At 47.8% G+C, this 11,966-nt stretch carries 10 protein-coding genes; 4 read left to right on the forward strand and 6 right to left on the reverse strand.

From position 1 onward, the window contains the following. Window positions 1-15 precede the first annotated feature (15 nt). From CHI14_RS03575 to CHI14_RS03590, 4 genes are all read right to left on the reverse strand, one after another. The gene (locus CHI14_RS03575; RefSeq protein WP_236146554.1) at window positions 16-282 is read right to left on the reverse strand and encodes an HPr family phosphocarrier protein; all 267 of its coding nucleotides are present in this window, start codon (window positions 280-282) and stop codon (window positions 16-18) included. Between the two features lie 167 nt (window positions 283-449). After that, the gene (locus tag CHI14_RS03580) at window positions 450-1,517 is read right to left on the reverse strand and encodes an NAD(P)-dependent alcohol dehydrogenase (RefSeq protein ID WP_095287055.1); all 1,068 of its coding nucleotides are present in this window, start codon (window positions 1,515-1,517) and stop codon (window positions 450-452) included. Window positions 1,518-1,594: 77 nt separating this feature from the next. After that, window positions 1,595-3,736: an alpha-glucuronidase family glycosyl hydrolase gene (locus tag CHI14_RS03585; protein ID WP_095287056.1), complete on the reverse strand. Its 2,142-nt coding sequence runs from the start codon at window positions 3,734-3,736 to the stop codon at window positions 1,595-1,597. Beyond that, on the reverse strand, window positions 3,733-5,958 hold the full coding sequence (locus CHI14_RS03590; protein WP_095287057.1) for a glycoside hydrolase family 52 protein: 2,226 nt from the start codon (window positions 5,956-5,958) through the stop codon (window positions 3,733-3,735). Before CHI14_RS03590 ends, CHI14_RS03585 begins: the two co-directional genes overlap by 4 nt. Window positions 5,959-6,174: 216 nt before the next feature. On the opposite strand from CHI14_RS03590, the gene CHI14_RS03595 reads away from it, so the two are divergent. After that, window positions 6,175-7,089 (forward strand): AraC family transcriptional regulator, encoded by a 915-nt coding sequence (locus CHI14_RS03595; RefSeq protein WP_095287058.1) that lies wholly within the window; start codon window positions 6,175-6,177, stop codon window positions 7,087-7,089. A gap of 61 nt (window positions 7,090-7,150) precedes the next feature. Here the strand turns inward: CHI14_RS03595 and CHI14_RS03600 are convergent, their stop codons facing one another. Beyond that, a complete protein-coding gene (locus CHI14_RS03600; protein WP_095287059.1) occupies window positions 7,151-8,551 on the reverse strand; it encodes an aldehyde dehydrogenase in 1,401 nt (466 codons plus the stop codon). Window positions 8,552-8,648: 97 nt separating this feature from the next. Further along, window positions 8,649-8,951, reverse strand: coding sequence for an ArsR/SmtB family transcription factor (locus tag CHI14_RS03605; RefSeq protein WP_095287060.1), 303 nt, complete (start codon window positions 8,949-8,951; stop codon window positions 8,649-8,651). Window positions 8,952-9,212: 261 nt separating this feature from the next. Here CHI14_RS03605 and CHI14_RS03610 point away from each other — a divergent pair, with 261 nt between their 5' ends. Genes CHI14_RS03610 through CHI14_RS03620 form a run of 3 tightly spaced genes read left to right on the forward strand, consistent with a single transcriptional unit; the run spans window position 9,213 to window position 11,851 of the window. Then, window positions 9,213-9,881: a GntR family transcriptional regulator gene (locus tag CHI14_RS03610; protein WP_095287729.1), complete on the forward strand. Its 669-nt coding sequence runs from the start codon at window positions 9,213-9,215 to the stop codon at window positions 9,879-9,881. A 42-nt stretch (window positions 9,882-9,923) separates the two neighbouring features. After that, a complete protein-coding gene (gene uxuA / locus CHI14_RS03615; RefSeq protein ID WP_095287061.1) occupies window positions 9,924-10,991 on the forward strand; it encodes a mannonate dehydratase in 1,068 nt (355 codons plus the stop codon). After that, a complete protein-coding gene (locus CHI14_RS03620; RefSeq protein WP_095287062.1) occupies window positions 10,988-11,851 on the forward strand; it encodes an SDR family oxidoreductase in 864 nt (287 codons plus the stop codon). Before uxuA ends, CHI14_RS03620 begins: the two co-directional genes overlap by 4 nt. The last annotated feature ends 115 nt before the right edge of the window (window positions 11,852-11,966 follow it).

The following is an 11,966-nucleotide window of genomic DNA, read 5'->3' on the forward strand; positions in this document are numbered from 1 at the left end:
GCACCTGATCACGTTCTAAGTTATTCCCTTCTCCAGTACATCCAGCATGTACTCCAGAGCCTCCAATTCATCTCTTCCTCGCGTCTGCAATCTGACTATACTGCCATGACGAATCGGAAGAAGCGCCATACCAAGCAGGCTTTTGACATCTACACGATGCTCATGCTCAGACTCAACAAACGACAATGAAATATCCGAGGCAAAACGTGACGCTTGAGAAGATATAGACATCAGATCATCCCGGTGAAAATCAGAGTGAATCGTAAATTCATGTGTTCTCACAACCTTCAGTTCCTTTCGCTAAGTAGCTTACCAACCAGAGTGGTTTGTATCCATTTATATATTAAAATCTTCATGAATTATACCATGTTATGGGAGCTTGTATAATCATTTATTTAGTGAAAATGAAAATAAAGAAGTCCCTGAATCGGGACTTCCTGAGTAGAGAATTAAATGCCGTTGGGATAAACCATCACTTTCAGACTGCCGCTCTTATTGTGAAGCGCCCGTTCCATCGCTTGTTGAGTTTCATCCAGTGAATAACGATCAGTGATCAAGGACAATACATCGTGCTCACCGGAGCTCAGGAACTCAATTCCCGCTGGATAGGTGTTGGCATAGCGGAATATCCCGTATATATCAACCTCGTTATCGGCAATAAAAGGAACATTCAGTGCAATCTCATCCTGTGCCGGCAGGCCCACAATGGCAAGTTTGCCTCCCCGCCGCAGTGAATACAATGCGGATTGGAGCGCTTTGGGGTTCCCTGCAGTTTCCCAAGCCGTATCCACACCGATTCCATTTGTTAACTCGCGAATGACCGTCTGTGCATCCTCGTTTCTCACATTGATCGTATGCGTGGCTCCCATGCGCCGAGCAGCTTCAAGTCGAACTTCCTCCAGATCCGTAACCATAATTTTGTCGACTCCGAATGATTTTGCAGCAGCAACAGCCATCAGCCCAACAGGTCCCATGCCCATGATCGCCAGCGTGGTCCCAGGAGCAAGTTTACTTCGACGCGCAGCATGAATACCTACCGAAAAAGGCTCGTTCATGGCAGCTTCCTCAAAGGACAGATGATCCGGGATTGGAAAAACCATATCCTCACGAATGGTCATGTATTGTACAAATGCGCCATCAACAGGCGGGGTAGCCAGGAATTGTACATCTGGACACAGGTTATAACGTCCTTCCTTACATGCTACGCAGCGTCCACAAGTAACGCCTGGTTCGATGGCAACCCGGTCACCCGCCTTCAAGCGCGATACGTTCGAGCCTATAGCCGCTACAATACCTGCACATTCATGCCCCAGAATAATGGGCTTTTCCACTACAAATCTGCCGATTCTTCCGTGTTCAAAATAATGCACATCCGACCCGCACACGCCTACTGCCATGACCTGAATCAGAACTTCGTCCTCGGCAGGCTTCGGTACAGCCTGTTCTTCGATGATGATTCGTCCTGGTTCAGTCATTACAGCTGCTTTCATCGTCTGTGGTAATTGATGCTGTCCCATTGGATTTTCGCCTCCTCTTGGTTGCCAATGCTGCTCTTTCATTCAATAAAACTAGGCAGGTGTAGCTGAATTTCAAATTAATAAATGGTTCGTCCCTGCTCATCCTCAATACCACTCTTACGATAGAAGTACGTATTAATCATGTCCCGCCATTCCTTGGCATGCTCGGCCTGATTATCCTGACGCAGAGCTACGGTTTCGAAAATTTCCGGGTCCACTTTACCTTCGAGCTTTCTCCAGGTTTCCGCTAAAGCTTGCGCCTGTTCCGCACCCTTGAAGTGTGTATCATAAATGTGCTGAATGACGGTCTTGCCAGAATGCAGCACATGCGTATAAGGAACATGGTGGAAGAATAACAGCAGCTCATCCGGACAGGTCGTGACATTTTCATATCGTTCTGCATTTTCCGTATGATACTGCGATGTATAACCTGTACCGCTCTGTACGGTCCGATCTACTCCAATGCCCTTGCAATCTGCGAAGTGATACGTTCCCCATTTGGAATATTCATAACCGTCCACATTGGGACCATAATGATGATCCGGATTAACCATCCAGCCTACTCCGAGCGGAGCCGTATAATTTTCATAGATGTCCAGAGAGTCCAGAAGCATGCCAGAGATCAGACGAACGACTTCTTCGTCGTGCCCAAACGTCAGTCTAACCCATTCGTCCGCAATCTCTTCCGAAGACAGTTCGGGATTCCAGGCGAGTCTACCATAACCGTACAAATTGGCCTGAGCAAGTGGATGTCCTGTCCAGCATGCATCTGCACCAATATTCGAAACAGCGGCAAAACCGCTATGAGGTCTGTTATACAGGGAACCATCCGCAATACGTTTAACTTCCGATCCTTGTCCCTTCGCATAGGTGTCGAAATCCAATACTTCTTTCCACTGTGGAATCAGATAACACAAATGCCGCTGCTGACCTGTATATTCCTGGGTGATCTGAAATTCGAGCACCTGATTGGTCTTGTCCATTGCTCCGAACAACGGAGACACGGCTTCCCTGACCTGAAAATCCATCGGACCATTTTTGATCTGCAAAATGACGTTATCTGCAAACCGGCCATCCAGAGGCTTAAAGTGACCATAGGCAGCACGCGCTCGGTCTGTGGAGCGATCTCGCCAGTCCTGCTTGCAGTTGTAGACGAAACAGCGCCATATAACCAATCCACCAAATGGACGTAGTGCTTCGGCAAGCATGTTCGCTCCATCTGCATGGTCCCGATTGTAGGTGAATGGACCCGGGCGATTTTCGGAATCCGCTTTGATCAGGTATCCGCCAAAGTCAGGGATGGCCGCATACACTTTGGCAGTCTGAATGTTCCACCATTCTCGTACTTGCTCATCCAGTGGATCTGCAGTAAGCAATCCGCCGATCTCCATTGGGCTTGCATAGTTGGCGCTTAAGTAAAGTCGGATGCCGTACGCTCTGAATGCAGAGGCCACACGAGCTACATCACTCAGAAAGCGTTCTGTCAGAAACAATGTTTCGCGCTGATGTACGTTGACATTGTTGATGGAGATGGCATTGATGCCAGTCGAAGCGAGCAATCGTGCATAATCCCGAATGCGTACGATATCTTGCGTGAATTCTCCATTTTCATAAAAGATAGATCTACCAGCGTATCCGCGTTCAATGCTTCCGTCCACGTTATCCCATTGATTAATCATCCGCAGCGCATTCCGTGGCTGCTCAATCACATGACTCCATTTATTCGGGGATGTATCCGCCTCACTTGAATTCCCCTGTGCCAGAACCAGCTCTCTGAGCAAATGGAATGTACCATACAGTACACCTTGAGGTGTCTCTGCACCAACGAAGAGTCTGCCTAGTTCCTCGTCTTCACGGATGACGAACCCTTCACCATGAACAGCGGCGCGTTCACTCTCGCTGAACGCCTCTGCAAGAAGTGAATTGCCTGCCCACGTGCCAATCCAGATACCAGGATCCTGGGAAGCCTGTTTATCCGCAAGGTCGGTACCGGATAAGACTGTTATTGGTTTATCACCGAACAATTTCTCCAATCCTTGTGTAAGCTCTTCCAGAGCTGTAGAGATTACTTCATGCTTCTCTATTGCATATATACGTTTCGCCCAAGCAGGAACAGTCTGACTTGCAGTACTCTTACGACTGTATTCACCAGAGAGATATCCAAGCCACGCATCATACTGCGGGCCAGCCAAGTTTTGTTGAACAATTGAACGATTCATCGTACCGCCTCCTTGCTAGCATAGATCTGTTCCAAACGAGTACCTTTGCCTTCCAGCAGCCAAAGGATGGATGTTACGCCGCGCGGGTAATATTTGCTGCCTACGGCAACGCCCGACAGGATCTGGTCACTCCAGCACCAGTAAGACTCTTCGGGATGCAGCAGCCAGTTCACATGCGCGGCATCGGATGCCTGCCCTGATTCATCCCATTCCATGCCCAGTATTTCTCTAGTGATAAACTGGGATAGATAGATTTTGCTTAACCACGAGTTATTACTTGTCGAGGACAGCTTCCATCCCCCATCTTCGAATAGGCAAGTACCTGGTACTAGAACGGTCTTCAAATGGGTTCGGAGTGCCTGCAGGTAAGAACCAAACCGGCCATGTGGATCCAGTGCACCTTCACAACCTGTAAAGTAAGGGAATACCAACCCCTCTATAGCAGGGATGATACGGGAATCGTTATTCTCCGCAATAACAGCCGGGATGTAGCCTCCTTCTGTCAACTGGGCTGCAACACTCGCGGCACAGCGATCAGCCTGACGTCCGGCCCGAAGGGATAAATCCGAGAGTTTCTCCGCGGCAAACAGCTTTTCAAGAGCCACATATACGGCCCAACATTTCCCTGCCAGATAAATATTGTTACGGGATTGACCGAGTGACACATCAAGGCTGTCATAAGTCGTAATTTCTGCTCCACCTTTTGTACGACTGCTATCGAGTCCCATCAGACCGTTACGCTGATCTTCATCCGGGTGATCCCGGTTAAGCATGCTATCGAAGCAATCCTGAATTACAGGAAGCATCTGCTTCACAAATTCCTGATCCTGGGTTTGTTCAATGTATACGGTTGCACAGCACAGCCAGTTCACAAGCTCTTCATGACTCATCTGGGAAAAGCAATCATCTATCCCCACTAACTCATAGGCAGAATATCCTGGACGGGAGAACACATTCGCCACACCAATATCATGGGTAAAGGTCAAGCCGCCTGGATACAATTGATCTTCCCCAGGGAAGCGAACCTGATCGGTATAGCTGTAACGTTTCACAAACCACTCGAGCTCGTTGCGGACCGTCCAAGGGTTCAGGGCAAGTTCAAAATATAACTGATCTGCTGTCAGATCAAGGGTGTTCATCATCCGATATTCGCCTTCATTGACAATCCAGAACGGTTCACCATCTGCGTCCAGCAGCTGCGTGCTTGCATAATAACTATGAATGGAATGGGCGAGCATAAATGCCTGATCATCCGACAGTGAGCTGGTATCCAGACGCTGTTCTGCTTCCTCGCAAGATGATGTCAATGCGTCGAAACGATCCAGAGCATACTGGCCGGCTTCCTGGATATCCGCGAAATATCGGGTATACCAGTACGTCGTATCCAAACCGGAAGTGACGATGCCACCGCGATAAAAACAAACTGCGAAGTGATATGTACGTTTCTCTCCAGCAGGGACTTCCATTAGCAATGCAGCTGTCCGACCTAATCCAAAAGCCAAATTCTCCACATGTTTTTCCTGTAGGATTTTATCTAACGTGAACCCAAGTGCAGGGTACAGTCCATCATCTGATGACATAATCGCTGTAAGCCTTCCTTGTCCGACACCTGTGAGCTTTCCGCCCTCGGGTCCGCCGATCATGCGCATTGCCGAATACGGATCATTACCCTGATATCCGAAATATGCTCTTCGTGACTGCTGCCCTTGCGTGTTATCAATCGTCATCTCCACGAGAACCGCTGGAACCAGAGCATCCTTTAATTGTTCAAGATCACCATGCTTCGGTTCAGGTACAGGACGAACTGGGGAATAGATCCGGAAAGTCAGATCTCCCGCTATCCAGGTGTCTGTACCGGGCTTGAATTCACGTGTAATTTCTTCATCACGAAATGCTGCAATGAGCGGACGCTTAGATTGGTTTGAAGAAGGCTTCTGGGACTGCGCCTGTGTTTCGGCTCCCTCTTCGATTCCGTTTTCCGCATTGTCCAGTTTCTCTACATCGTAGCGAACACTCTCATCCTCGGTCGCTGCAAAAAAGGGCAGTGCCTCATAATGTTCGCCATCGCGAGATTGTAATCCTATATATATATTTTGGTCTGCAGGTTTTCCCAGCTCCAGGCCGAGTCCACCTTTGGCACCTTTGTATCCAAGTGTAAAACTTGCAAAAGCCCCGATCGGTGAGTGGTGGGCGTTATAAAAGATCGATTTGGATGTGCTCATGAACGATGACCCCTCTCAATATGGTTTGCATGCGTTTTCATAGCCTCATCCTAACATGCCCATTCCGCCCTAGACCATGGACAAATCAATCGGATATTTACCCAAATCAAGCTGATCGTTTATAATCAATTAAAGCGATTACATTTATTTTCGAACATGCCAGCCTTGTAAGCTGACTGCCCATTTTATTAGTTTCTATTATAAAGGAGGTCTCCGATGTCTTCTACTTATTTGCCTCCCGCTCTGGGTGAAAGTGTACATGAGGTCTTCTACCCGGATGTACAGACCACCGTCAATCTCTTTGCCATTCATCTGCGGAGTGTCGGTGCGGACTGGAATTATCCGGCACATGAACACCCCCAATACGAGCTGAACTATGTGACAGAGGGTGTACAGCTCATGTCGGTGAACGGACAAATGTACACACAAAAGGCTGGCGAACTGCTCCTCATTCCTCCAGGAAGCGTTCATTCCAGCCAGAGCCAGGACGGTCAGGGATTTACGTATTTCTGCATGCACTTTGATATCGATGATCAGTTGTTCCTCTCCTTGCTTGCCCGAATCAAGCAGACTCTCTTCCATGCAGACAATCCGGTTACATTAAAAATTGAGCCGGTTCTGAGCAAATTAATGAATTCTGCAAATGAAGAATCGACACCGAATACAATGGTTCAGCGCATGCAGCTGCAATCCGCTGTATTCGAATTATTCGGGCACTTGTGGGAAGCCGTCTCTCAGGAGGCAGCACATCTGTTCTCCGAAGGATATGAGCGGATTGAGCTTGCTCATCAGATCCGGAATCGACTGCAAGGGCTGGTAAACCAGCAGTTTAAGCAAGGCAATGAAACCGACAGCCACTATGGAATTGATGACATTGCTGCTGAACTGGGGATTAGCTCCTCTCATTGTAACCGTGTGTTCAAGCAGGTATTTGGTCAGTCTCCGCGCGTGGCGCTCTCCGAGATGGTTTTGCACGAAGCGAAGGTTCTGCTTGGTAATCCGAAACTGTCAATTCAAAGTATCGCTGCAATGCTCGGTTACAAGGATATCGCTCACTTTAGCCGTCAATTCAAGCGTTGGTCAGGCATGTCACCGTCTCAATTCCGACAGGAACAGCCTGCTCTACAGTGAGTCTGTCAGAATGTTGAGCGAAATAAATGATTACGAGCTTCCTCTGCTTATGCAGCAGTGCTTATTTCAACAAACGCTTGATTGTCTTCAGCTTGCCATCGTACGGCGGGTACAAAATGGACAAATTCAGTTTGGTGCTCTTTTTCAGCACACTTTTCATATGTGAGAAGGTTTCGAGGCTGTACCGCCCATGATAAGAGCCAATACCGGAATGTCCTACACCGCCAAATGGCAGCCGTGGATTGGCTACGTGAGTGATCGTATCATTAATACAGCCGCCTCCAAAAGAAACCTCGCTGAGCACTTTATCCTGAAGCTGTATGTCTGATGTGAACAAATAGAGAGCGAGCGGCTTCGGACGCTTCAAGATCCCTTCAATGGCTTCATCAATGCTGCGGTAACTGATTATGGGCAAAATCGGTCCGAAGATCTCATCTTCCATGGTGGCTGCATCCCAAGATTCAGCATCAATCAGTGTCGGTGCAATGTAGCGATCCGCTTCATCAGCATGACCGCCATAGATCACTTTGTCCTGGTCCCGTTCGATGAGGTTCGTTAATCTTCTGAAATGAGCCTGATTGACAATGCGCCCATAATCGGGATTATGCTGAATGTCTGTACCAAAGAAGGTCTCCACAGCTCTTTTCATCTCCGAGATCAGCTGCTCCTTCACTTGTTCATGCACAAGCAAATAATCCGGAGCAATACAGGTCTGTCCCGTGTTGAGCAGTTTGCCCCATATGATGCGTTCAGCAGCAACTTTGATATCTGCTTTCTCATCCACGATGACAGGACTTTTCCCTCCAAGCTCCAGGGTAACAGGAACGAGGTTTTTGGCAGCAGCCTCCATGACGATTTTACCTACCGGTACACTGCCCGTAAAAAAGATGTAGTCAAACGGAGCATTAATCAGTGCTGTCGTTGTGTCCTTAGCGCCTTCCACGACTTGTACATAACCCGGCTCGAACACCGAAGCGATTATTTCACGTACAACGGCCGAAACAGCAGGCGTGTTTTCGGAGGCTTTGAGCACCGCAGTGTTCCCAGCGGCAATCGCACCAACCAGAGGTTCAATCAGAAGCTGAAATGGATAGTTGAAAGGTCCAATAATCAGCACGGATCCATATGGCTCAGGAATAATGTAACTTTTGGAGCCGACCAGGGCCATCTGCGTTTTTACCTTAACGGGTTTGACCCATTTTTTTATTTTTCCTATCGTGTGTGTGATGCTGTCCATCATAAAACCAATTTCGGTTGTATAGGATTCAAACTCACTTTTACCCAAGTCCTGATGCAGCGCTTCGGTGAGTTTGGACTCATAGTTCTGAATAGCCTGTTTCAGCCGGGTTAAACGCTCGATTCTAGTCTCCGCTGAACGCGTAGCCCCGGAACGGAAAAACTGGCGCTGCTGCTCCAAAATCAGCTTAACCGCATGATGATCTAATTCCTGCAAGGTGCTCATATCATATGTCTCCTCTACTTATATTGATGAAACGTTTAAACAAACGAACGTAACGAACGGAAGACTACGTGCTTCATTGTTAAGATTCATCGGTTGTCTACAGACACTCTTTCTCCAACGCAGCAACCAGTTCTTTCAACAGTTCAACGGATGGCTTCAGGGAAGCAGAATAATACCGCTGGGTACCCTTCTGTTCCACGGAAATAAGCCCTTTTTCAAGCAGTAACTTGAGATGGTGAGAGATGGCTGGTCTCGACAGACTGGATTGTTCTGTAATCTCGTTTACGGTCATCTGACCCCGCTCGGTTAGGATTAACAAAATATTTTGACGGTGGTTATCGCTTAGCACCTGGAATAATGGAATGCAGGACTGGAAAATACTTATCGCTTGTTGACCCATATGTTCACCTCAATTTGCTCGATCATTGTATACATTCATATACATAGGTTTAAGTGTTTAAACCTATTGACCTCTATTTTATCTCTACTTCAGATAAAACTCAATTATTCATTCAATATTCCATTTGAAATGTAATAAAAGCGCTTCCATACTACCATACAAGTATGGTAGTATGTCATTGAAGGAGTTGAAGTTGTGGAATATATCCCAAAGTTTTCGTCCAAAGCCGGTTTGTCGTCTTCCCTAAACGGTCTGTCGTCCATGAATAAGCAAGCCTCCTCAACACGGGATGTCGTCTATGCTACGTTGAAGCAATTGATTCTAAGTTTAAAATTGCCTCCTGGCACGGCTATCTCCGAGAAGGAAATATCGCTGGAGTTTCAGGTAAGCCGTACTCCTGTTCGAGAGAGTTTTGTAAGACTTGCACAGGAAGGTTTGCTTGAAGTGTATCCGCAGCGCGGTACGTATGTTTCTCTTATACAGGTAGACCTCGTTGAAGAAGCACGCTTCATGCGTGAGCAGCTGGAACGGGCCGTGATCCGGCTTGCATGCGAGCATTTTCCGGATCAGGAGATGATTTTATTGGAGCAAAACCTTGCTCAGCAGCAAGCATGTTTGCTGCAACCGGACGATGAACGAATGTTTCAACTGGACGAGGAATTCCATAGCACCCTTTTTGCAGGATGCAACAAAAGCAAAACATGGACCGTGATCCAGCAGATGAATGTACACCTCAATCGAAGCCGGATGCTTCGTTTGTCTTCGGATCATCAGTGGGATCATCTGATCCAACAGCACCGGTCCATGGTGAAGGCCATTCAGCAGCATGATGCCCAGACGGCAGAACGAATTATGCAGGAACATCTTCACCTGACCGTCACAGATCTGGCCATCCTTCAGGATACATATCCTTCCTATTTTCAACAATGACATGTCTGGCTTATTCTAATTACACTTGATGAGGTGAACGTGATGAAAATGGTTTTTCGCTGGTTTGGCGAAGGCAATGATACGGTGACGCTGGATCATATTCGGCAGATTCCGGGAGTGGAGGGCATTGTGTGGGCACTGCATGATGTTCCGGCAGGCGAAGAATGGCCCATGGACAAAATTCTGGCTGTCAAAGCGGCAGCTGATCGTGCAGGATTACATTTGGATGTAGTAGAAAGTGTCAATATTCATGAAGATATCAAACTGGGCCTGCCTACTCGGGACAAATACATCGACAATTACAAAAAAACGATGGAAAAACTCGCCCAGGTTGGCGTAAAAGTAATCTGTTACAATTTCATGCCCATCTTCGACTGGCTGCGTACGGATCTTCATAAGGAGATGGAAGACGGATCTACTGCCCTCTTCTATGAAAGCAGCAAGCTCGCAGATATTGAACCACTGGAACTTGTTCGGCGCATCACCGAAAATTCCGCGTTAACGATGCCAGGCTGGGAACCGGAACGATTGCAGTACCTGACTGGCCTGTTCGAAGCTTATAAGGATGTGACCGAGGAAGATATGTGGGAGCATGCCCGATATTTTCTCCAGGAGATCATTCCTACGGCTGAGCGGCTTGGCATTCGTATGGCCATTCACCCGGATGATCCGCCATGGCCTATTTTCGGTTTACCAAAGATCATTATCAGCCAGGATAACCTGCGCAGATATCTGAATCTTTATGATAGCCCTTACAACTCTGTAACCCTGTGCAGCGGATCTCTTGGAGCTAACCCGGATAACGATATTATTGGTATGATTCATGAATTCCGCGACCGGATTCCGTTTGCCCATATTCGTAATGTCAAAGTGTATGATAACGGTGACTTCATTGAGACTTCACATCGCAGCCAGGATGGGAACGTCGATATTGCAGGTGTAGTTGAAGCTTACCACGACATTGGATTTGAAGGTTATGCAAGACCGGACCACGGGCGTCACCTCTGGGGCGAACAATGCAGACCTGGTTATGGTCTGTACGATCGTGCTCTGGGTATCATGTATCTCTGGGGTGTATGGGATTCGCTACAAAGGAGGACAAAAGCATGAGCGACTATGTATTTGAAACATCTTCCCGTCTGGAAGGAAAAACAGCGGTAATTACAGGTGGTGCCGGCGTCCTCTGCCGATCCATGGCCGAAGAACTAGCTCGTCACGGGGCCCGTGTGGCCATTCTCAATCGCACGGTTTCCAAAGGTGAAGAAGTTGTTGCAGCAATTGAAGCTGCTGGGGGAACCGCCATTGCCGTTGCTTGTGACGTAACCCAAGTGGACAGTGTGAAGGCCGCGGCGGAAATTGTACAGGAAAAGCTGGGTCCATGCGACATCCTGATCAATGGGGCAGGCGGTAATCACGCCAGTGCCAATACGACGAATGAAATTTTCAGATTGGAAGATCTTGAGCAGCCTGATGTCACCACGTTCTTTGACGTCAGTGTGGATGGATTCCGCCAGGTCATGGATCTGAATTTTGTGGGCTCCCTTATTCCTACCCAGATCTTTGCAAGACAAATGATTGATCGTGATGAGCCTGCAACAGTCATTAATATCTCGTCGATGAGTGCACCTTCGCCGATGACCAAAGTGCCTGCGTACAGTGCGGCCAAGGCTGCCATTAACAATTTCACGCAATGGCTGGCAGTCCATCTTGCCGAATCGGGAATCCGGGTTAACGCCATTGCACCAGGATTTTTCCTTACAGAACAAAACCGAAATTTGCTGCTTCATCCAGATGGCTCCCCTACTGAACGTTCCAGCAAAATCATTGCACATACGCCAATGCGCCGGTTCGGGAAGCCTGAAGATCTGCTGGGCACGCTAATGTGGCTTGCGGATGAGAAGCAGTCTGCATTCGTTACAGGCACGGTTATTCCCGTCGACGGAGGATTTATGGCTTATGCTGGCGTCTAATTGTCTGATTGATCCTTCTATATAGGCTACCTTATTAATAAAGCGTTAAAATTAATTATTAACATGTAGTAACGACCCGTAATCAGGAGCGTGTATCCTGGTTTCGGGTTTTTTC

The sequence above is a fragment of the Paenibacillus sp. 7516 genome, from assembly GCF_002272715.1.
Taxonomy (GTDB): domain Bacteria; phylum Bacillota; class Bacilli; order Paenibacillales; family Paenibacillaceae; genus Paenibacillus; species Paenibacillus illinoisensis_A.